This is a genomic window from Streptomyces radiopugnans, from assembly GCF_900110735.1.
Taxonomy (GTDB): domain Bacteria; phylum Actinomycetota; class Actinomycetes; order Streptomycetales; family Streptomycetaceae; genus Streptomyces; species Streptomyces radiopugnans.
Genome location: NZ_FOET01000009.1, coordinates 66,413 through 88,116, shown reverse-complemented (window position 1 = coordinate 88,116; position 21,704 = coordinate 66,413). Strand labels below are relative to the sequence as shown.

The following is a 21,704-nucleotide window of genomic DNA, read 5'->3' as shown; positions in this document are numbered from 1 at the left end:
CCCGCCCGGTGGTGGGGTTAACCCCACCGCGCACCGCCCACGAACCCCATGGCGGCGCGCCCCCGGCGCCCGGCAGTCTTGTGCCCATGACCGCGAGCCCCCCGACCTCCGGCCGCGCCGCGCCCGACGGCCCGCACGCCCCGTACGCCCCTGTCGCCGCGGAGGCGGCGGACGCCCCGGAGACATCGGTCACACCGGGTGTGCCGGGCCCCCCTCACGTCCGGCAGGCCGCCGAGGCCGCACGGACCGGCGGGGCCGCCGAAGCCCCCCGGACCGGCGAGGACGACCGGCTGCCCCCGCCGCGGGCCCCGCTCGGCGCGCGGACCTGGAAGGAGATCGCGCACCTGCTGCTCAACCTGCCGATGGACATAGCGGGCTTCCTCTACGTCTCCGTGTGGGTCTACTGCGGCCTGCTGCTGTCGGTCACGGTCGTGGGGCTTCCGGTGCTGGCTCTGGGCCTGGTGGGCTGCCGTCTGTTCGGCAGGGCGGAACGGGCCCGCGCGCGGCTGCTGCTCGGGGTGCGGGTCGAGGAGCCGACGCCGATCCGGCACCGGGTGCACGGCGGTTTCTTCCCCTGGCTGTGGACGAGCCTGAAGGACCCGGTCGGCTGGCGGCACGCGCTCTACTCCTTCGTCCGCCTGCCCTGGGGCATCGCCACCTTCACCGTCTGCCTCGCCTCGCTCTTCGTCGCCTGGCCCGCCCTGCCGTGGCTGGCGCGCGGGCTGACCCATGTGGACCGGGTGATGGTGCGCTCGCTGCTGTCGCCCTCGGACGAGCTGGAGCGGCGCATCGCGGAGCTGGAGTCGGGCCGGCGGGCAGTGGCCGACACCGCCTCCGCCGATCTGCGCCGTATCGAGCGCGACCTCCACGACGGGGCGCAGGCCCGCCTGGTCTCCCTGGCCATGGGCCTCGGGCTGGCCAGGGAGAAGCTGCTGGAGGACCCGCAGGCCGCCGCCAGAATGGTCGACGAGGCCCACGGCGAGGTGAAACTCGCCCTCGCCGAGCTCCGCGACCTCGCCCGCGGCATCCACCCCGCCATCCTCACCGATCGCGGCCTGGACCCCGCGCTGTCCGACGTCGCCGCCCGCTGCACCGTCCCCGTGACCGTCTCCGTGGACCTCCCCGCCCGCCCCGCGCCCGCCATCGAGGGCATCGCCTACTTCACCGTCTCCGAACTCCTCCAGAACGTCGGCAAGCACAGCGGCGCCACCGGGGCCTCGGTCGACGTGTGGCGCTCCGGCGACCGCCTCCTCGTCCGGGTCGCCGACGACGGCCGCGGCGGGGCCCGCGCCGATCGCGGCACCGGTCTGGCCGGCCTCACCGAGCGCCTGGGCTCCGTCGACGGCCTCCTCCTGGTGGACTCCCCCGACGGCGGGCCCACCACCGTCACCGCCGAGCTGCCCTGGCGCGATCCGGCGGGCGGCTGACCCCGGTTTTCCACAGCCCCCGCGCCGCCGGGTCCCGGTCCTGGGATGCTGTGCACAGGACTCGGACGACGGGGGAGCGAGGAACCGTGGGGGACGTGGAGGACAGGGTGCGGGTGGTCATCGCCGAGGACTCGGTACTGCTCCGGGAGGGTCTGACGCGCCTGCTGGACGACCGCGGCCACGAGGTCGTCGCGGGTGTCGGCGACGGCGAGGCGCTGGTGAAGGTCGTCGGCGAGCTGGCCGACGCGGGCGAGCCGCCGGACGTGGTTGTGGCGGACGTGCGGATGCCGCCGTCGCACACCGACGAGGGGCTGCGGGCGGCCGTCCGGCTGCGCACCCGCCATCCGGGCCTGGCGGTTCTGGTGCTGTCGCAGTACGTGGAGGAGCAGTACGCCACCGAGCTGCTGGCGGGCTCGGGCCGGGGTGTGGGCTATCTGCTCAAGGACCGGGTCGCCGACGTCCGCGAGTTCGCGGACGCGGTGGTCCGGGTGGCCCGCGGCGGCACGGCGCTCGACCCGGAGGTGGTCGCGCAGCTGCTGGGCCGCAGCCGCAGGCAGGACGTGCTGGCGGGGCTCACACCGCGCGAGCGCGAGGTGCTGGGGCTGATGGCCGAGGGCCGCACGAACTCCGCGATCGCCCGGCAGCTCGTGGTCAGCGACGGAGCGGTGGAGAAGCACGTCGGCAACATCTTCCTCAAGCTGGGCCTGGCGCCGGGCGGCGAGGACCACCGCCGGGTGCTGGCCGTGCTGACGTATCTGAAGTCGTAGTCCGGCGGCGGTCCCGGCCCGGTGGGCGGCGCGGCCGGGGAGGAAACCGCCGGCGGGAGGCACAGCCGCGCCGGGGCTCCAGAGGGGCTCCAGGACACCGCCGGAATATGCGCACGCCCCTGAGTGTCGTCTCATCCGAACGTCCAGCATGTGACCGACCGCAGGAAGGTCACCCTTACCCACGTACGATGGCTGACGAGCCGCCGCCTCAAGGGAGGTCCCAGTCCAGTGACCAGCCAGGTCAGTAGCCCAGCCGATCAGCAGCGCTCGCCCGGCTCACCGGCCAAGGAGGTCCGGCGACTGGAGCGGGTCATCATCCGTTTCGCCGGCGACTCCGGTGACGGTATGCAGCTGACCGGTGACCGGTTCACCTCGGAGACGGCGTCGTTCGGCAACGACCTCTCCACGCTGCCCAACTTCCCGGCCGAGATCCGGGCGCCCGCCGGGACGCTGCCGGGGGTGTCGTCCTTCCAGCTCCACTTCGCCGACCACGACATCCTCACCCCCGGTGACGCGCCCGACGTGCTGGTGGCGATGAACCCGGCCGCGCTGAAGGCGAACATCGGCGACCTGCCGCGGGGCGCGGAGATCATCGTCAACACCGACGAGTTCACCAAGCGCGCGATGGCCAAGGTCGGCTACGCCGCCAGCCCGCTGGAGGACGGTTCGCTGGAGGCGTACCGCGTCCACCCGGTGCCGTTGACGACGCTGACGATCGAGGCGCTGAAGGACTCCGGTCTGGCCCGCCGGGACGCCGAGCGGGCGAAGAACATGTTCGCGCTGGGCCTGCTGAGCTGGATGTACCACCGGCCCACCGAGGGCACCGAATCCTTCCTGCGCAGGAAGTTCGCCAAGAAGCCGCAGGTGGCCGAGGCGAACGTGACCGCCTTCCGGGCGGGGTGGAACTTCGGTGAGACCACCGAGGACTTCGCCGTCTCCTACGAGGTCGCCCCGGCCTCGGCCGCCTTTCCGCCGGGCACCTACCGCAACATCTCCGGCAACCTGGCGCTGTCTTACGGACTGATCGCCGCGTCTCAGCAGGCGGACCTTCCGCTGTACCTGGGCTCGTACCCGATCACCCCGGCCTCGGACATCCTCCACGAGCTGAGCCGCCACAAGAACTTCGGCGTGCGCACCTTCCAGGCCGAGGACGAGATCGCGGGCATCGGCGCCGCGCTGGGCGCCGCCTTCGGCGGTGCGCTGGCCGTGACCACCACCTCCGGCCCCGGCGTCGCGCTGAAGTCCGAGACGATCGGGCTCGCGGTCTCCCTGGAGCTGCCGCTGCTGATCGTGGACATCCAGCGCGGCGGCCCCTCCACGGGTCTGCCGACCAAGACCGAGCAGGCCGACCTGCTCCAGGCGATGTACGGGCGCAACGGCGAGGCCCCGGTGCCGATCGTCGCCCCGGCCACCCCCGGCGACTGCTTCACCGCGGCGCTGGACGCGGCCAGGATCGCGCTGACGTACCGCACCCCGGTCTTCCTGCTGAGCGACGGCTACCTGGCCAACGGCTCCGAGCCGTGGCGGATCCCGGAGCCCGACGAGCTGCCCGACCTGCGGGTGCAGTTCGCGGCCGGGCCGAACCACACCACCGAGGACGGCACCGAGGTCTTCTGGCCGTACAAGCGCGACCCGCAGACCCTGGCCCGTCCCTGGGCCGTCCCGGGCACTCCGGGCCTGGAGCACCGCATCGGCGGCATCGAGAAGCAGGACGGCACGGGCAACATCTCCTACGACCCGGCCAACCACGACTTCATGGTCCGCACCCGCCAGGCCAAGGTCGACGGCATCGAGGTACCGGACGCCGTCGTCGACGACCCCACCGGCGACGCGAGGGTGCTGGTGCTGGGCTGGGGCTCGACATACGGGCCGATCACCGCCGCGGTGCGCCGCCTGCGCGCCGCCGGCGAGAAGGTCGCCCAGACCCACCTACGTCACATCAACCCCTTCCCGGGGAATCTCGGCGAGGTGCTGAAGCGCTACGACAAGGTGATCGTCCCCGAGATGAACCTCGGGCAGCTGGCCACCCTGCTGCGGGCGAAGTACCTGGTCGACGCCCAGTCGTTCACGCAGGTCCGCGGCCTGCCGTTCAAGGCCGAGCAACTCGCCACCGTTCTGAAGGAGGCCATCGATGGCTGAGACCACGACGGAGGCGCCCACCTTCGAGGCGCTCTCCCTGGTCCCCAAGGCCGACGGCAAGCAGACGATGAAGGACTTCAAGTCCGACCAGGAGGTCCGCTGGTGCCCCGGCTGCGGTGACTACGCCGTTCTGGCCGCCGTCCAGGGCTTCATGCCGGAGCTCGGGCTGGCGAAGGAGAACATCGTCTTCGTCTCCGGCATCGGCTGCTCCTCCCGCTTCCCGTACTACATGAACACCTACGGGATGCACTCCATCCACGGCCGCGCCCCGGCCATCGCCACCGGGCTGGCATCCTCCCGGCCGGATCTGTCGGTCTGGGTGGTCACCGGTGACGGCGACGCGCTGTCCATCGGCGGCAACCACCTCATCCACGCGCTCCGCCGGAACGTGAACCTGAAGATCCTGCTGTTCAACAACCGGATCTACGGACTCACCAAGGGCCAGTACTCCCCCACCTCCGAGGTGGGCAAGATCACCAAGTCGACGCCGATGGGCTCGCTGGACGCGCCCTTCAACCCGGTGTCGCTGGCGATCGGCGCGGAGGCCTCCTTCGTGGCCCGCACCGTCGACTCCGACCGCAAGCACCTGACGAGCGTTCTGCGGGCGGCCGCCGACCACCCGGGCACCGCCCTGGTGGAGATCTACCAGAACTGCAACATCTTCAACGACGGCGCCTTCGAGGCGCTGAAGGACAAGGAGCAGGCGCTGGAGGCCGTGATCCGGCTGGAGCACGGACAGCCGATCCGCTTCGGCGCGCCGTTCGGGGCGGAGCGGGGAGGCGACGGCCTGGGCTCCAAGGGCGTGGTCCGCGACCAGGCCACCGGAGACCTGAAGGTGATCGACGTCACGGTGGAGGGCACCGACGGTGTCCTGGTCCACGACGCCCACGCCGCCTCCCCGACGACCGCCTTCGCCCTCTCCCGGCTCGCCGACGCCGACACCCTGCACCACACCCCCATCGGCGTCCTGCGCGACGTACGCCGCCCGGTCTACGACAGCCTGATGGCCGAGCAGCTGGAGAAGGCCGTCGTGCAGAACGGCAAGGGCGACCTCGGCGCGCTCCTGTCCGGCAACGACACCTGGACGGTCGTGGGCTGACGGCACATCCGCCCGCGTGAGGGGCCGGTCCCGCCTGGCGGGACCGGCCCCTCGGCCGTCCCGGCGGCGCGGGGTCCGGCCGGAGTGCGCCGAGTGTGCGGGACGGAGCACGGTACGTAAGCACCGTATGCCGGAACGGGAATGACAGCAGGGGCGTACGGCGCTACCGTCTTGAGGTCGGCCAGACAGGCCGGTCCGGTCGGACCGGCCGCCCCCGGAGGAGGAACGTTGGAGTCGCAGGGCGAGCAGCGCACGGGATTGTTGTTCGGCTTCGCCGCCTACGGGATGTGGGGTCTGCTCCCCCTGTACTGGGCGCTGCTGGAGCCCGCCGGCGCCACCGAGGTCCTGGCCCACCGGATGGTGTGGTCGCTGCCCACCGCGCTGGTCATCCTGGCCGCACTGCGCCGCTGGGCGTGGGTGCGCCCGCTGCTGCGCGATCCCCGCAGGCTCGGGCTGATAGTCCTGGCGGCCGGGTTGATCTCGGTGAACTGGGGCCTGTTCATCTGGGCCGTGGGGACCGGGAAGGTCATCGAGGCGTCGCTCGGCTACTTCATCAACCCGCTGATATCCATCGCCTTCGGCGTCCTGCTGCTGCGCGAGCGGCTGCGGCCCGCCCAGTGGGTGGCCGTCGGCATCGGGGCGCTGGCGGTGGGGGTGATGACCGTCGCGTACGGCCGGCTTCCCTGGCTCTCGCTCGTCCTGGCCGTCACCTTCGCGCTCTACGGCCTGATCAAGAAGGGCGTCCGGCTGGACGGGGTGGCGAGCTTCGGGGCCGAGACGGCCGTGCAGTTCCTGCCCGCGGCCGCCTTCCTGGTCTTCCTGGGCTCGCGGGGCGAGGCCACCTTCGCCAGCGAGGGCGTCGGGCACACGCTGCTGCTCTCCCTCGCCGGACTGGCGACCGCGCTGCCGCTGATCTTCTTCGGCGGGGCGGCCGTACGGCTGCCGCTGTCCACGATCGGCCTGCTGCAGTACCTGGCACCCGCCTCGATGTTCCTGCTGGGCCTGCTGGCCTTCGACGAGGAGATGCCGCCCGAGCGCTGGGCCGGCTTCCTGCTCGTCTGGGCCGCGCTGTGCCTGCTCACCTGGGACGCCCTGCGCACCGCGCGCCGCTCGCGGGCACGGCTGCGGGCGGCGGCCGCCGCGGCGGCGGCGTCCGCACGGGCGTCGCGGACGGGCGACGGGAAGGCCGGGGACTCGGGGCCCGGGGAGACCGGGGAACCCGGCCGCCGGACGGACCGCCCGGCGGTGGCCGGTACGCCGTCGGACGCCGCGAAGGGCTGATTCCGGGAGACCTGCCGCGGTCGGCTCCGGCCGTTCCCCCTCCGGAGAACCCTCACGGGAGACCCTGAAGGGGGAACGGCCGGAATCAGCCATTCCGCGGCACGCCGCCGAGCGGCCGCACGTCAGTGCACAATCGTCCGTTATCCGGACACTTATGTCCGGATTCCGCCCTTGACGACGCACCGGCACCACATCAGCATCATGCTCACGTCAACCCCCACAGGAGGCATGATGCCCACTCGCGCTGGACGACGGCTCCCCCGAAGATCCCCCCTCCACCGCGCCGTCCTCGGGGCCGGACTCGCCGGTGCGCTCGCCGCCGGGCTGCTCACCGCGACGACCGCGCCGGCCGCGGCCGGCGCCACCTCGGCCGGTGCCGCCTCGGCCGCGGCGGCACCGGACATCCCGCTCAGCAACGTCAAGGCGCACCTCTCGCAGTTCCAGGCGATCGCGAACGCCAACGGCGGCAACCGCGCCCACGGCCGCCCCGGCTACCGGGCCTCGATCGACTACGTCAAGGGCAAGCTGGACGCCGCCGGCTACACCACCACCCTCCAGCAGTTCACCTACAACGGGACCACCGGCTACAACCTGATCGCCGACTGGCCCGGCGGCGACAGCGGCGCCGTCCTCATGTCCGGGGCGCACCTGGACTCGGTCAGCAGCGGTGCCGGCATCAACGACAACGGCTCCGGCTCCGCCGCCGTCCTGGAGACCGCCCTGGCCGTGGCCCGTGCCGGGTACCGGCCCGACAAGCACCTGCGGTTCGCCTGGTGGGGAGCCGAGGAACTGGGGCTGGTGGGCTCGAAGCACTACGTCAACAGCCTCCCCGCCACGGAGCGGTCGAAGATCGACGGCTACCTCAACTTCGACATGATCGGCTCGCCGAACGCCGGTTACTTCGTCTACGACGACGACCCGGCCATCGAGAAGGTCTTCAAGGACTGGTTCGCCGCCAAGGGCGTCCCGACCGAGATCGAGACGGAGGGCGACGGACGGTCCGACCACGCCCCGTTCAAGAGCGCGGGCGTCCCCGTCGGCGGGCTGTTCACCGGTGCCGGACGCGTCAAGACCAGCGCCCAGGCGCAGAAGTGGGGCGGCACCGCGGGGCAGGCCTTCGACCGCTGCTACCACTCCTCCTGCGACACCACCTCCAACATCAACGACACCGCCCTGGACCGCAACAGCGACGCCGCCGCCCACGCCGTGTGGACGCTGAGCTCGGGCACCGCCACCCCGCCGCCGCCGGACGGCGACGTCTTCGAGAACACGGACGACCACCAGATCCCCGACCCGGGCACGGTGGAGTCCCCGATCTCCGTCACCGGCCTCTCCGGCAACGCCCCGGGCGACCTCGAGGTCGGCGTCGACATCAAGCACACCTACCGCGGCGACCTCGTCATCGACCTGGTGGCCCCGGACGGGAGCACCTACCGGCTGAAGAACAGCTCCTGGGACTCGGGCGACGACGTGACCACCACCTACACCGTCAACGCCTCCTCCGAGACGGCCAACGGCACCTGGAAGCTGCGCGTCCAGGACGTCTACCGCACCGACTCCGGCCACATCGACAGCTGGCGGCTCGCCTTCTGACCCGTCCGGCCCCCCTTCACCTCCCGGGCTCCCCGGACTCCGAGTCCGGGGAGCCCGCGGCCGCTCCCCCCTCCTCGCGACGGGCTCGCAGCGCCCGGACCTTGTGACGGTTGCCGCAGCGCTCCATCGAGCACCAGCGGCGGCGGCCGGGACGCGAGGTGTCCACGAAGACCAGACGGCAGTCGTCCGACGCGCACTCCCGTACCCGGTGGGCGTACGGGCCGCCGAACAGGTCGACGGCGTCGCGCGCGACGGTCGAGAGCAGATGCGCTCCGGTCGCGCCCGGCCCCCACTCCCTGGCCCAGCCCCGCCCGCCGTCCTGCCGCAAACGCACCGGCAGCGGCGGGTGGGACGCGGCCTCGTTGACCGCCGCCACGTCCTGCGGGCGCGGTGCGCGGCCGTGTGCCCGGTCGACCGCCATACGCCACAGCGCGGCGCGCAGCTCCCTGGCCGCGGCCAGCTCCGCCTCCGTCACCTCGATCGAGGGCGCGGGGCGCAGCCGGGAACGGGCGGCCCAGACCACGAGGTTCGCCGGCTCGTGCAGCACCTCGTGGCGCGCGTATCTCCCGGGGCCGCCCGTCGGCAGCAGTTCGAGGCACAGGGATCCCGGATCGAAGCGGTAGGGCACCCCTTCGGGTGAGTGCAGCACCAGACCCGTTGCGGACTCCGTCACGTAACCAATATAACTGGTTACAGGTCAGAGGGAAGTCCGGCGGACGGGAGACGGGGCGATGACGGAGACATCGGGCAGTGCGGTCACAGCGGACGAGACGGGCGCAGCGGGCGGGGCCCGGGAGGTGCTGGGCTGGAAGCTGGTGATCGACTGCGCGGACCCGCACCGGCAGGCCGACTTCTGGGCCGCGGCCCTGGGTTACCGGGTGGAGGACAACAGCACCCTGATCGAGCGCCTGCTCGGAATCGGCGCCGTGGGCGAGGACATCCTGGTCGAGCACCATGGCCGCCGTGCCTGGCGCGACCTGGCGGCGGCACGCCATCCGGAGGACCCGGCCGACCCCGACAGCGGTGCGGGGCTGGGGCGGCGTCTGCTCTTCCAGCGCGTCCCGGAGCCGAAGACGGTCAAGAACCGCCTGCACATCGACGTCCATTCGGGCCCCGGGCGGCGCGAGGAGACCGTCGCCCGGCTGGAGGGCCTGGGCGCGACGGTCATACGGCAGGTGCGGGAGCCGGGCGGTGAGTGGACGGTGATGGCCGATCCCGAGGGCAACGAGTTCTGCGTGGCGTGAGTCTGCGTGGCGTGAGGGGATCCGGCCGCCGGCCGGGGCACCACTCAGACCGTGATGTCCCGGGCGGTGAAGCGGGCCCACGCGGCGGAGCCGAAGACGGCCGCGTACAGCCCCTGGAGACGGAGGTTGTCGAGCAGGTCGTCCCAGTAGACGGGGTCGCGCAGAAGGTCGGCGAAGGACATCCAGTGATGGGGGAAGAGGTAGGGGTGGATCGCGTCCAGCTGCGGGATCGCACCGAGGATCTGCACGGTGATCAACAGGCCGACGGTGGTGGCCATGGCGGCGATACCGCTGTTGGTCAGGGTCGAGACGAACAGACCCAGCGCCGCCAGACCGACCAGTGAGACGGCGACGGCGACCGCTATGGCCACCGCTCGCAGCATCCCGTCGGCGAGGGAGACCGTGGTCCCGGACAGCAGGGTCACCTCGCCCAGGGGGAAGAGCAGGGCTCCGGTGGCCAGCGCGGAGACCGCCACGGTCAGGGTCGCCGCCAGGCAGAAGACCAGGATGGCGGTGAACTTGGCGAGCAGCAGCCGTGTGCGGCCGGCCGGGGCGACCAGCAGATAGCGCAGGGTTCCCGCGCTCGCCTCGCCCGCGACCGAGTCACCCGCGACGACCCCGACCGCCATGGGGAGGAAGAAGGGGAGGGTGGCGGCGAGTGCGGTGAAGACCAGGAACAGTCCGTTGTTGGTCACCTGGCCGATGAACGGGGGTCCCTCACCGCCACCGCCACCTCCGCCTGCCGAGCCGCCGTCCCCGGTCTCGATCCTCACGGCGATCCCGACCAGCAGCGGGACGGCCGCCAGCACGGCGAGCAACGCCAGGGTGCGCCAGCGGCGGAAGGTGACGCCCAGCTCGCTGCGGAACAGGCCCAGTGTCCACAGCGGACCGGGGCGGCGCCGGGCCCCGTCCAGCCCTCGGTCCCGGTCCGGCGCCGGTTCACCGCGCGCCGCTTCGCGCTCCGGACGCCCATGAAGCCCTGGAAGCCCTGGGCGGTCAGGGTGCTCCCGGTGCCCCGCACGTCCCGCCTGCTCGTCCTGCGGCAGTTCAGCCCGCGACATCGAAGCCCTCCCCGGTCAGTGCCACGAAGGCGTCCTCCAGGGAGGCGCGCTCGGTGCCGAAGGCCCTCACCCGGACCCCGGCCCGCACCAGGGCGGCGTTGACCTCGGCCGGGTCGGGCGGGTCGGCGGGGGGAAGCTCACCGGTGACGCGGTCGCCGATGACGGTCGGATCGGTCACGCCGTACTCCTTCAGGACCCGTGCGGCGTCCGCGGTGTCCGGGGTGGTGACCGCCAGACGGCCCCGGGCTCCGGCCGCCAGTTCGGCCACCGGCCCCTGCGTCAGCAGCCGCCCCTGGGCCATGACCGCCGCATGCGTACAGACCTGTTCGATCTCGTCCAGCAGATGTGAGGAGAGGAAGACCGTGGTGCCGTCGCCGGCGAGTTCCCGCACGAGGGAGCGGATCTCGCGCATCCCCTGGGGGTCCAGCCCGTTGGTCGGCTCGTCCAGCACCAGCAGCTCACGCGGCCGCAGCAGCGCCGCCGCCAGACCGAGGCGCTGCTTCATGCCCAGCGAGTACGCCCGTGCCTTCTTCCGGGCGGCGGCCGTGAGCCCCACCCGCTCCAGCGCCTCTCCCACCCGGGCGGCACGGGTGCGGGGATCGGCGGTCGGGTCGGCAGCGTCCAGGCGCAGCAGGTTGTCGCGGCCGGAGAGGAAGCCGTACGGCGCCGGGCCCTCGATCAGCGCGCCCACCCGCGGCAGCACCCGCCGGGCCGCGTCAGGCATCGGCTCGCCCAGCAGCCGCGCGCTGCCGCCGCTGGGCCCGATCAGCCCGAGCAGCATCCGGATCGTGGTCGTCTTGCCCGATCCGTTGGGCCCCAGGAAGCCGAAGACGCTGCCGCGCGGCACCGCCAGGTCGAGGCCGTCCACGGCGAGCTGTCCACCGCGGTACCGCTTGGTGAGCCCGCGGGCCTCGACGACCGCGTCCGAAGCGGGCGATGACTGCATGGTGCTTCCCCGGGTCGAGTGGAGGGCGCGGTGGGGCGGTGCCGCACCGGTCCCGCCGCGCCACCTCGCCGGTGGGCCGCGGGACCGGGCGGCAGGCGCGCTACCTGCCCGCGTCGGCGGAGCCGGCCGCCTTGACCAGGCCCTCGCGGGTGACGGCTCCGACGTACACGGTGCCGTCGTCGGTGATCAGGGCGTTGACGAGGCGGGTGCCGAAGAACCGGCCGGTGCCGAAGTCGCCCTTGACCTCCTCGGTGAGACCGTCGAGCAGCCTCCGCGCCTCGGGTGCCGCCTCCCGCCCGGCGTCCGTACCGGGCACCGGGCCCCCGCCGGGCAGTTCGATCCGGGCGACCGAGCCCCAGCCCTCACCGATGACCTCCAGGCCGGACGGCAGCCCCCCGGCACCGTCCGGGCCCTTGCCCCGGCCTCCCTTGCCGTGGTCTCCCCTGCCTTCCTTGTGCGGCGACTCGCCGGAGCCGTTCGGTGCGCCGTCGAGCCTCTCCTCGGTGACCTTCGCGCCCTTCGGCGGCTTGAATTCGAAGGTGCCGGCGTCCGGCTTGGCGAAGTCCACCTCGGTGAAACCCACGTCGACGGCGGCCTTTCCGCCGCCCTTGGGGGTGAGTGTGAACTTCAGCGGCACACCGCTGTCCGCGTCCACCGCGATCCGCACCGACCCGACCGTGCTCTCCGGCTGCTTCGGCTCGATCAGCAGCTGGTAGGCGTTCTGCCCGGCGACCTTCGCCGTACCGTCGACGGTGACCGAGGTGGTGGCGTCGACGGCCTTGAGCACCTCCTGGGCGGCCTTCTGCGGGGTTGCCTTCTCCAGCCCTCCGGGGGTCTCGCCCCGGCCGGCGCCCCGCTCGGCCTCCCGCGGGAGAACGGTGTGGTGGACGGTGCCGGTGGCGCTGTCGTACGCCCACACATCGCCGCCGTTGCGGATGAGGCTGTACTCCGCGGCCTTCTCCACGATCGAGAGGCGCTGTCTGTCCGGCCCGTCCACCGCCACGCGCAGGGTGTGGGAGCCGGAGGCCAGCTCGGCGAGCCTTCCGCGCGGGTCGGCGTTCCCGGCGCCGTCCCCGTCGCCCTCCTCCTTGCCGCCGCCGTGGCCGCCCGAGCCCATGCCGGGCAGGGCGGGAAGACCGAGATCGGTGGTGATCCTCACCGTCCCGGACAGCTGCTGGGTGTCCGAGGCCGCGATCTTCGCGACCAGCTCCTCGGCGCTGATCTCCGGCAGATCCGGGCTGCCGCCGGAACTGGCCAGCGCCGGTACGAGGCCGACGGCAGCCACCGCCGCTCCGGCCACGGTGGCCGGCACCGCGTAACGCAACGCCTTCTTCATCGGTCGGGTCCGTGCCATGTGTGCCCTTACCTCCGTGATCGGCGGCGGTCGGTCCGTACGTCGCACTCGTCAACCCCTGGCCGCCATTCTCACCCATTCCGGTGCGGGGTGACGGTGTCAATCCCACCAAATTGCTCCGGACAGGGCGTCAGACGACAGGGTCAAGCCGATCTACTCCCGAGGTATGACACCACCGGCGCCACCTCGTCCCACCGGCAGCGCGTACGGCCCGCAGCACCCTCCCCGAGGCGTACGGACCCGGCCGGGCCGGGGAAAACGGAACCTCCGTCGCGGTCAGCCCGCGCGGTGGACCACCGAGTCGCACAGATAGGAGAGGGCCTCCTTGGCCGCGCAGTCCGGCAGGGGTGCCAGGGCGTTGCGGGCCTCGTCCGCATAGCGGATCGTGTCGCGCCGCGCCTCCTCCAGCGCCGGATGGGCGCGCAGCCCCGCCAGTGCCTCCGCGTGCCGGGCGTCATCGGTCAGATCGCCGTCCAGCAGCGCGCACAGGGCCAGGTCCTCCGGCGAACCGCCGCGTGCCGCGCGGGCGCGCAGGCGCAGGACCGGCAGCGTCACGATGCCCTCCCGCAGATCCGTGCCGGGTGTCTTGCCGGACTCGTGGGAGTCGCTGGCGATGTCGAGCACGTCGTCGGCCAGCTGGAAGGCGGTGCCGATCCGCTCCCCGTACTGGGTGAGGATGTCGACGACGTTCTCGTCCGCGCCCGACATCATCGCGCCGAAGCGTCCGGCCACCGCGATCAGCGAGCCGGTCTTGCCCGCGATCACGTCGAGGTAGTGGGCGATCGGGTCGTCGCCCTCCTGCGGTCCCGCCGTCTCCAGGATCTGCCCGGTCACCAGCCGCTCGAACGCCTCGGCCTGGATCCGGACCGCCTCCGGGCCCAGGTCGGCCAGGATGTGGGAGGCCCGGGCGAAGAGGAAGTCGCCGGTGAGGACGGCCACGGAGTTGTCCCATCGGGCGTTGGCGCTGGGCACCCCGCGCCGCACGTTCGCCTCGTCCATCACGTCGTCGTGGTAGAGCGTCGCCAGGTGCGTCAGCTCCACGACCACCGCCGAGGGGACCACCCCGGGGGCGTGGGGATCACCGAACTGCGCCGCCAGCATCACCAGCAGCGGGCGGAAGCGCTTCCCGCCGGCCCGCACCAGGTGCTGTGCGGCTTCCGTTATGAAGGGCACGCCGCTCTTGGTGGCCTCGATGAGGCCCTCCTCGACAGCCGCCAACCCCGCCTGGACATCGGTTTCCAGCGCGTGGTCCCGCACGCTCAGCCCGAAGGGCCCGACGACGGTCACGAGGGGTACTCCTGTCTGCGTACGATCAGCGAACGATCACGCGGCTCGTCGCGGCCTTCGCGGTGTGTCGCCGTACCGCCGGGCCGCTGTCACCATCATCATCCCTGGCAGCGTAGCCGGTTCCGAGACGATCACAGCCGCCGCGTTGTCTCTGTGACGGAGGCCGCATCCCGGCCCTCCACGGGCCCGCAGCGGGTCGCTTCTGCCGCGGATCACCACCGCGTAGCCTGTTCGCGGCCCTGACCGGCGACGACCTCGAAGGCGAGGCACCTCACCCATGTCCGACGCGACCCCGCTCGAACTGCCCGGAGACCACCTCTTCGGCCCGGACAACCTGCCCTACTGCGTCTTCACCACCGAGGACGACCCCGATCTGCCCCGGATCGGCGTGCGCTACGGCGACTACGTCCTGGACGCGGGCTCCGCGGCCGGCGCCCACGGCTCGCCCCACACCGGCCTGCTCCAGAAGCCGAACCTCAATCCCCTGATGGCGGCGGGCCGCCCGGTCTGGCAGGCGGTGCGCGCCGAACTGCGCTCCTGGCTGACCTCCCCCGAGTACGCCGGCACCGTCACGCACAGCCTGATCCGGCTCGAGGACATCACCCTCCACCTCCCCTTCGAGGTGGCCGACTACGTCGACTTCTACGCCAGCGAGCACCACGCCACCAACGTCGGGCGGATCTTCCGTCCCGGCGGCGAACCGCTCACCCCCAACTGGAAGCACCTGCCGATCGGCTACCACGGCCGCTCGGGCACCGTCGTGGTCTCCGGCACCCCCGTCGTCCGTCCGCAGGGGCAGCGCAAGGCCCCCGACGAGGCCTCCCCCTCCTTCGGCCCGTCCCGCCGCCTGGACATCGAGGCGGAGGTCGGCTTCGTCGTCGGCACCCCCTCCCGGCTGGGCGAACCGGTGCCGCAGGCGGCCTTCCGGGAGCACGTCTTCGGCGTCTGCCTGGTCAACGACTGGTCGGCACGCGACATCCAGGCCTGGGAGTACGTACCGCTGGGCCCGTTCCTGGGGAAGTCCTTCGCGACATCCGTCTCGGCCTGGGTCACCCCGCTGGACGCCCTCGACGCCGCCCGCACCGAGCCGCCGCAGCGCACCCACCCGCTGCTGGAGTACCTGGAGGACTCCGCGGGCGGGGAGCCCGGCGGACTGGATCTGCGGATCTCCGTCTCCCTCAACGGCCACACCATCGCCGAGCCGCCGTTCTCCGCGATGTACTGGACGGCCGCCCAGCAGCTCGCCCACATGACCGTGAACGGTGCCTCGCTGCGCACCGGAGACCTCTTCGCCTCCGGCACCGTCAGCGGCCCGGAGGTGCACCAGCGCGGCTGCCTGCTGGAACTGACCTGGTCCGGCCGCGACCCGGTCGAGCTCCCCGACGGCAAGCGGACGTTCCTGGAGGACGGCGACGAGGTCGTCATCACCGCCTGGGCACCGGGCCCGAACGGCTCCCGCATCGGCCTGGGCGAGGTGTCCGGCCGCATCCACCCGGCCGCCGACCGGTAGCCCTGGTGACGCGGTAGCGCGTCGGCCGGAGTCGGCCGGTGCCCGCCTTCCGGCGGCCGCGGCTGCGGCGCGGTGACCGGACCGGCCGCCGCCGGAGGTCCACGAGCCGGTCCGGGATCCGTTCCGGACCGGCGCGCCCGCCGGCCCCACCTGCTAGCTTGGCCTGTCCTTGCAATACGCAGTGAACACGCATGGAGGGGGACCACGTGCGCACGTCAGCACGGTACGCGGGAGCGGCCGCCGTCCTGGCCGCAGCCCTGCTGGTGAGCGGCTGCGGAAGCGACGGCGGCTCCGGGGAGACCGAGCCGAAGCCGAGCTCCGAGCAGACCGCCGAGCCCACCGGCGACCCCGGTGACGAGGCGGCGACCGGCGGGGTGAACGGCACCTGGAGCGCCGAGGGCGGTGGCAAGGCGATGGTGCTGAGCGTCAGCGGCGACCAGGCGGCGCTGCTGGGCGAGACCACCTGCACGGGCACGGCGGACACCGACGCCGATCCGGTCACCTTCGCCCTCAAGTGCACCGACGGCAGCACCGACCGCACCAAGGGGACGGTCAAGAGCTTGAAGGGCGAGAGCCTCACCGTCGCCTGGGAGTCGGGCACCACCGACACCTTCACCAAGGTCGAGGTCCCCGAGGTCTCCACCGAGATCCCCGAGATCGGCGACCTGCCCAGCGACCTGAAGCTCCCCACGGAGTGAGCCCGCCTGCGGAGCACGGCTCCGCGGGGCCCGCAGCGGGGCGCCCCCGGCGCACGTACGACGGCCGCCCGGCACGGATGCCGGGCGGCCGTCGTACGTGCGCGCGTCCTCAGCGGACGAACACCCCCGCCTGGGAGGCGAGGTCCAGGAAGTACTGCGGGGCCACGCCAAGCACCAGGGTGACCGCCACGCCGACGGCGATCGCCGTGGTGGTCAGCGGGCTCGGCACCGCGACCGACGGCCCCTCCACCTTCGGCTCGCTGAAGAACATCAGGACGATGACGCGGATGTAGAAGAACGCCGCGATGGCCGAGGCGATCACACCCACGACCACCAGCGCCCCCGCGCCGCCCTCCGCCGCCGCCTTGAACACCGCGAACTTGCCCGCGAACCCGGAGGTCATCGGAATGCCCGCGAAGGCCAGCAGGAAGATCGCGAAGACCGCCGCCACCAGCGGTGAACGGCGCCCCAGCCCCGCCCACTTGGACAGGTGCGTGGCCTCGCCGCCCGCGTCCCGCACCAGCGTCACCACGGCGAAGGCGCCGAGCGTGACGAAGGAGTAGGCCGCCAGGTAGAACAGCACCGACGAGATGCCGGAGGGCGTCGCCGCGATCACACCGGCGAGGATGAAGCCCGCGTGCGCGATCGAGGAGTACGCCAGCAGCCGCTTGACGTCGGTCTGGGTGATGGCGATGACCGCGCCGACCAGCATCGACACGATCGCGACGCCCCACATCACCGGCCGCCAGTCCCAGGTGAGCCCCGGCAGCACGACGTACAGCAGCCGCAGCAGGGCGCCGAAGGCGGCGACCTTGGTGGCGGCGGCCATGAAGCCGGTCACGGGGGTCGGGGCGCCCTGGTAGACGTCCGGCGTCCACATGTGGAACGGCACGGCGCCGACCTTGAACAGCAGGCCCATCACCAGCAGTGCGCCGCCGACGAGCAGCAGTACGTCGTTGCCCGTCGTCCCGGCGAGCGCCTCGGTCGTGCCGCGGTTGGTGTCCGCGACGACCGAGGCGATCTCCGCGTACTTCACACTGCCCGCGTAGCCGTACATCAGGGCGATGCCGAAGAGCAGGAAGGCGGAGGAGAAGGCGCCCAGCAGGAAGTACTTGAGCGCGGCCTCCTGCGACATCAGCCGCTTGCGGCGGGCCAGCGCGCACAGCACGTACAGCGGCAGCGAGAAGACCTCCAGCGCGATGAAGAGCGTCAGCAGGTCGTTGGCGGCCGGGAAGACGAGCATGCCGCCGACCGCGAAGAGCAGCAGCGGGTATACCTCGGTGGTGGTGAACCCGGCCCGCACCGCCGCCTTCTCGCCCTCGCCGCCGGGCACGGCCGCGCCCTCGGCGGCGAAGGAGTCCACGTGCCTGCCGTGCGCCCGCGGGTCGAGCCTGCGCTCGGCGAAGGTGAGCACCGCGACCAGCGAGACCAGCAGGATCACGCCCTGCAGGAAGAGTGCCGGCCCGTCGACGGCGAGGGCGCCCATGGCGACCAGCCCCGCCTCGGTGGTGGCCCTCCCGGTGGCGGCCAGCCCGACGACGGCCGCGAAGGCCGACGCCAGGGCCAGGCCCGCCAGCAGCGCCTGGGCGGCGTACCGCGCCCGGCGCGGCAGGAAGGCCTCGAACAGGACGCCGACGACGGCGGCGCCGATGACGATCAGCACCGGGGCGAGCTGCCCGTACTCGATGTCGGGCGCGGGGACCATCTCCTGCGCCCGCAGGGTGAGTTCCGTGGTGGTGCTCACTTGGCGGCCTCCACCTCAGGATCGGGGTCGGTCTTCTGCACGTCCGAGAGGGTGTGCTCGACCGCCGGGTTGACGATGTCCGTCAGCGGCTTGGGGAAGACGCCGAGGAAGACCAGCAGGACGATCAGCGGTGCCACCACCGCCAGTTCGCGCTTCCTCAGGTCGGGCATGCGCTCGACCTCGGGCCTGACCGGTCCGGTCATGGTGCGCTGGTAGAGCACCAGCACGTACAGCGCGGCCAGGACGATGCCGAACGTGGCGACGATCCCGGCGGCCGGGTAGCGGGTGAACGTGCCCACCAGCACCAGGAACTCGCTGACGAACGGCGCGAGCCCCGGCAGCGACAGGGTGGCGAGCCCGCCGATCAGGAAGGTGCCGGCCAGCACCGGGGCGACCTTCTGCACCCCGCCGTAGTCGGCGATGAGCCGGGAGCCGCGGCGCGAGATCAGGAAGCCGGCGACCAGCATCAGGGCCGCGGTGGAGATCCCGTGGTTGACCATGTAGAGCGTCGCGCCACCCTGGCCCTGGCTGGTCATCGCGAAGATGCCCAGGATGATGAAGCCGAAGTGGGAGATCGACGCGTAGGCGATCAGCCGCTTGATGTCGCGCTGCCCGATGGCGAGCAGGGCGCCGTAGATGATGCTGACCAGCGCCAGCACCAGCACCACCGGGGTGGCCCAGGCGCTGGCCTCGGGGAAGAGCCCGAGGCAGAAGCGGAGCATCGCGAAGGTGCCGACCTTGTCCACGACGGCGGTGATGAGGACCGCGACCGGCGCGGTGGACTCGCCCATGGCGTTGGGCAGCCAGGTGTGCAGCGGCCACAGCGGCGCCTTCACCGCGAAGGCGAGGAAGAAGCCGAGGAACAGCAGCCGCTCGGTGTTCTGCGCCATCGCCAGCTCGCCGGACTGGCGGGCCTCGACGATCGCCTGGAGGGAGAAGGTGCCCTCGCCCAGCTGGTCGGCGGTGACGGCGTACAGGCCGATGACCGCGGCCAGCATGATCAGGCCGCCGGCGAGGTTGTAGAGCAGGAACTTCACGGCGGCGTAGGAGCGCTGCTTGGCCGCCTCGTCCTCGTCGCGGGCGCCCGCCCGGTCCCCGAAGCCTCCGATGAGGAAGTACATCGGGATGAGCATGGCCTCGAAGAAGACGTAGAAGAGGAAGACGTCCGTGGCCGCGAAGGAGATGATCACCATCGCCTCGACGGCCAGGATCAGCGCGAAGAAGCCCTGGGTGGGCCGCCAGCGCCGGTCGGGCGTCCGGCCTTCGAGGGGATCGGCGTCGTGCCAGCCCGCCAGGACGACGAACGGCACGAGCAGGGCGGTCAGGGCGATCAGGGCGACCCCGATGCCGTCCACGCCCAGTTCGTAGCGGACGCCGAAGTCGGCGATCCACGCGTGGGACTCGGTGAGCTGGTAGCGGTCGCCGCCGGGGTCGAAGCGGAAGGCCACGACCGCGGCGAGGACCAGGGTGGCCAGGGAGACGGCCAGCGCCAGCCACTTGGCGGCGGTGCGCCGGGCGGCGGGTACGGCGGCGGTGGCGACCGCGCCGATCGCGGGCAGCGCGGCCACCGCCGTCAGCAGGGGAAATGACATGGGATCAGACCGCCCTCATCAGCAGGGTCGCGGCGACCAGGATCGCCGCTCCGCCGAACATCGAGACCGCGTAACTGCGGGCGTAACCGTTCTGGATCCGCCGCGACCGGCCGGACAGGCCGCCGACCGCCGCGGCGGTGCCGTTGACGGCGCCGTCGACGACCTTGTGGTCGAGGTAGACCAGTCCGCGGGTGAGGTACTCGCCGGGCTTGACCAGTACCACGTGGTTGAAGTCGTCCTGGAGCAGGTCGCGGCGGGCGGCCCGGGTGAGCAGCGAGCCGCGCGGGGCCACGGCGGGCACGGGCTTGCGCCCGTACTGCAGCCAGGCGGCGCCGACACCGATGAGCAGGGCGACGACCGTGGCCGAGGTGACGGTGAGCGCGCTGACCGGCGGGTGGCCGTGCTCGAAGGGGACGACCGGCTCCAGCCAGTGGACGAACGCCTCGCCCCAGCTGAACAGACCGCCGGCGAAGACCGATCCGAAGGCCAGGACGATCATCGGGATCGTCATGGACCTCGGGGACTCGTGCGGGTGCGGCACCTCGTACTCGCCCCTGGTCTCGGCGGCCGGCTCCACGCTCGGCTCCTTCGGCGAGGGGGTGGGGGCGTTGCGCCATCGCTCCTCGCCGAAGAACGTCATCAGCATCACGCGCGTCATGTAGAACGCGGTGATGGCCGCGCCCAGCAGGGCCGCGCCGCCCAGGATCCAGCCCTCGGTGCCGCCCTTGGCGAAGGCCGCCTCGATGATCTTGTCCTTGGAGAAGAAGCCGGACAGGCCGGGGAAGCCGATGATCGCCAGATAGCCGAGCCCGAAGGTGGCGAAGGTGATCGGCATGTACTTGCGCAGACCGCCGTAGCGGCGCATGTCCACCTCGTCGTTCATGCCGTGCATCACCGAGCCGGCGCCGAGGAAGAGCCCGGCCTTGAAGAAGCCGTGGGTGACCAGGTGCATGATCGCGAAGGCGTAGCCGATCGGTCCGAGGCCCGCGGCCAGCACCATGTAGCCGATCTGCGACATCGTCGAGCCCGCCAGGGCCTTCTTGATGTCGTCCTTGGCGCAACCGACGATCGCACCGAACAGCAGCGTGACCGCGCCGACGGTGACCACCGCGGTCTGCGCGGCGGGTGCGGCGTCGAAGATCGCGCCGGAGCGGACGATCAGGTAGACGCCGGCGGTGACCATCGTCGCGGCGTGGATGAGGGCGGAGACCGGGGTCGGGCCCTCCATCGCGTCGCCCAGCCAGGACTGGAGCGGCACCTGGGCGGACTTGCCGCAGGCCGCCAGCAGCAGCATCAGCCCGATGGCCGTCGCCGTGCCCTCGCTCGTCTCGCCCACCGACTCAAGCACCGGGGAGAAGGCGAAGGTGCCGAACGTGGTGAACATGATCATGATGGCGATGGACAGGCCGATGTCGCCGACGCGGTTGACGATGAACGCCTTCTTCGCCGCCGTCGCCGCGCTGGGCTTGTGCTGCCAGAAGCCGATCAGCAGGTACGAGGCGAGGCCCACGCCCTCCCAGCCGGCGTACAGCAGCAGGTAGTTGTCGGCGAGGACGAGCAGGAGCATCGCCGCGAGGAACAGGTTGAGGTAGCCGAAGAAGCGGCGCCGCCGCTCGTCGTGCTCCATGTAGCCGATCGAGTAGACGTGGATGAGCGTGCCCACGCCGGTGATCAGCAGGACGAAGGTCATCGACAACTGGTCGAGCCGGAAGGCGACGTCGGCCTGGAAGCCGCCGACCGGGATCCAGCTGAAGACGTGCTGGCTCAGGGTGCGGTCCTCGGCCTCGCGGCCGAGCATGTCGGCGAAGAGCACCGCGCCGAGGACGAAGGACGCGGCGGCCAGCGCCGTGCCGATCCAGTGGCCGGTGCGGTCCAGCCTCCGGCCGCCGCACAGCAGCACCGCCGCGCCGAGCAGTGGCGCCGCGACGAGCAGTCCGATCAAAGTCTCCACTGTTCGCTACC

General features: G+C 72.2%; 17 protein-coding genes. 9 read left to right on the top strand and 8 right to left on the bottom strand.

The window, feature by feature from the left end; translation table 11 throughout:
• The first annotated feature begins 86 nt into the window (after window positions 1-86).
• From BMY40_RS17145 to BMY40_RS17120, 6 genes are all read left to right on the top strand, one after another.
• Window positions 87-1,427, top strand: a complete 1,341-nt coding sequence (locus BMY40_RS17145) for a sensor histidine kinase (RefSeq protein ID WP_093660498.1) — start codon at window positions 87-89, stop codon at window positions 1,425-1,427.
• Window positions 1,428-1,522: 95 nt separating this feature from the next.
• Window positions 1,523-2,194, top strand: a complete 672-nt coding sequence (locus BMY40_RS17140) for a response regulator transcription factor (RefSeq protein ID WP_093660725.1) — start codon at window positions 1,523-1,525, stop codon at window positions 2,192-2,194.
• A gap of 228 nt (window positions 2,195-2,422) precedes the next feature.
• On the top strand, window positions 2,423-4,333 hold the full coding sequence (locus BMY40_RS17135; protein ID WP_093660496.1) for a 2-oxoacid:acceptor oxidoreductase subunit alpha: 1,911 nt from the start codon (window positions 2,423-2,425) through the stop codon (window positions 4,331-4,333).
• A complete protein-coding gene (locus tag BMY40_RS17130) occupies window positions 4,326-5,432 on the top strand; it encodes a 2-oxoacid:ferredoxin oxidoreductase subunit beta (protein WP_093660494.1) in 1,107 nt (368 codons plus the stop codon). Before BMY40_RS17135 ends, BMY40_RS17130 begins: the two co-directional genes overlap by 8 nt.
• 285 nt (window positions 5,433-5,717) lie before the next feature.
• Entirely contained in the window at window positions 5,718-6,713 is a 996-nt protein-coding gene (gene rarD, locus BMY40_RS17125) for an EamA family transporter RarD (protein ID WP_425443134.1), read from the top strand.
• Between the two features lie 231 nt (window positions 6,714-6,944).
• Window positions 6,945-8,306, top strand: a complete 1,362-nt coding sequence (locus BMY40_RS17120; protein WP_093660490.1) for a M28 family metallopeptidase — start codon at window positions 6,945-6,947, stop codon at window positions 8,304-8,306.
• A 16-nt stretch (window positions 8,307-8,322) separates the two neighbouring features.
• Here BMY40_RS17120 and BMY40_RS17115 read toward each other — a convergent pair whose 3' ends face one another.
• Window positions 8,323-8,979, bottom strand: a complete 657-nt coding sequence (locus BMY40_RS17115; protein ID WP_245770147.1) for a CGNR zinc finger domain-containing protein — start codon at window positions 8,977-8,979, stop codon at window positions 8,323-8,325.
• A gap of 58 nt (window positions 8,980-9,037) precedes the next feature.
• Here BMY40_RS17115 and BMY40_RS17110 point away from each other — a divergent pair, with 58 nt between their 5' ends.
• Window positions 9,038-9,550 carry a VOC family protein gene (locus BMY40_RS17110; protein WP_177214042.1) on the top strand — a complete coding sequence of 171 codons (513 nt, stop codon included), beginning with the start codon at window positions 9,038-9,040 and terminating at the stop codon, window positions 9,548-9,550.
• A gap of 44 nt (window positions 9,551-9,594) precedes the next feature.
• Here the strand turns inward: BMY40_RS17110 and BMY40_RS17105 are convergent, their stop codons facing one another.
• From BMY40_RS17105 to BMY40_RS17090, 4 genes are all read right to left on the bottom strand, one after another.
• On the bottom strand, window positions 9,595-10,611 hold the full coding sequence (locus tag BMY40_RS17105) for an ABC transporter permease (RefSeq protein ID WP_093660488.1): 1,017 nt from the start codon (window positions 10,609-10,611) through the stop codon (window positions 9,595-9,597).
• Window positions 10,598-11,557 (bottom strand): ABC transporter ATP-binding protein, encoded by a 960-nt coding sequence (locus BMY40_RS17100; protein ID WP_093660486.1) that lies wholly within the window; start codon window positions 11,555-11,557, stop codon window positions 10,598-10,600. Before BMY40_RS17100 ends, BMY40_RS17105 begins: the two co-directional genes overlap by 14 nt.
• Before the next feature lie 100 nt (window positions 11,558-11,657).
• The gene (locus BMY40_RS17095; protein WP_093660484.1) at window positions 11,658-12,911 is read right to left on the bottom strand and encodes a LolA family protein; all 1,254 of its coding nucleotides are present in this window, start codon (window positions 12,909-12,911) and stop codon (window positions 11,658-11,660) included.
• A 276-nt stretch (window positions 12,912-13,187) separates the two neighbouring features.
• The gene (locus tag BMY40_RS17090) at window positions 13,188-14,198 is read right to left on the bottom strand and encodes a polyprenyl synthetase family protein (protein ID WP_093660482.1); all 1,011 of its coding nucleotides are present in this window, start codon (window positions 14,196-14,198) and stop codon (window positions 13,188-13,190) included.
• A gap of 277 nt (window positions 14,199-14,475) precedes the next feature.
• On the opposite strand from BMY40_RS17090, the gene fahA reads away from it, so the two are divergent.
• A complete protein-coding gene (gene fahA, locus BMY40_RS17085) occupies window positions 14,476-15,708 on the top strand; it encodes a fumarylacetoacetase (RefSeq protein ID WP_093660480.1) in 1,233 nt (410 codons plus the stop codon).
• Between the two features lie 206 nt (window positions 15,709-15,914).
• Window positions 15,915-16,406: a hypothetical protein gene (locus BMY40_RS17080; RefSeq protein ID WP_143071786.1), complete on the top strand. Its 492-nt coding sequence runs from the start codon at window positions 15,915-15,917 to the stop codon at window positions 16,404-16,406.
• Between the two features lie 109 nt (window positions 16,407-16,515).
• Here the strand turns inward: BMY40_RS17080 and nuoN are convergent, their stop codons facing one another.
• The 3 genes from nuoN to nuoL are packed head-to-tail and all read right to left on the bottom strand — an operon-like array spanning window position 16,516 to window position 21,693.
• Window positions 16,516-18,111 carry an NADH-quinone oxidoreductase subunit NuoN gene (nuoN, locus tag BMY40_RS17075; protein WP_093660719.1) on the bottom strand — a complete coding sequence of 532 codons (1,596 nt, stop codon included), beginning with the start codon at window positions 18,109-18,111 and terminating at the stop codon, window positions 16,516-16,518.
• A 35-nt stretch (window positions 18,112-18,146) separates the two neighbouring features.
• Window positions 18,147-19,742, bottom strand: coding sequence for an NADH-quinone oxidoreductase subunit M (locus tag BMY40_RS17070; RefSeq protein WP_093660476.1), 1,596 nt, complete (start codon window positions 19,740-19,742; stop codon window positions 18,147-18,149).
• Between the two features lie 4 nt (window positions 19,743-19,746).
• The gene (gene nuoL, locus BMY40_RS17065) at window positions 19,747-21,693 is read right to left on the bottom strand and encodes an NADH-quinone oxidoreductase subunit L (RefSeq protein WP_093660474.1); all 1,947 of its coding nucleotides are present in this window, start codon (window positions 21,691-21,693) and stop codon (window positions 19,747-19,749) included.
• Between the last annotated feature and the right edge of the window lie 11 nt (window positions 21,694-21,704).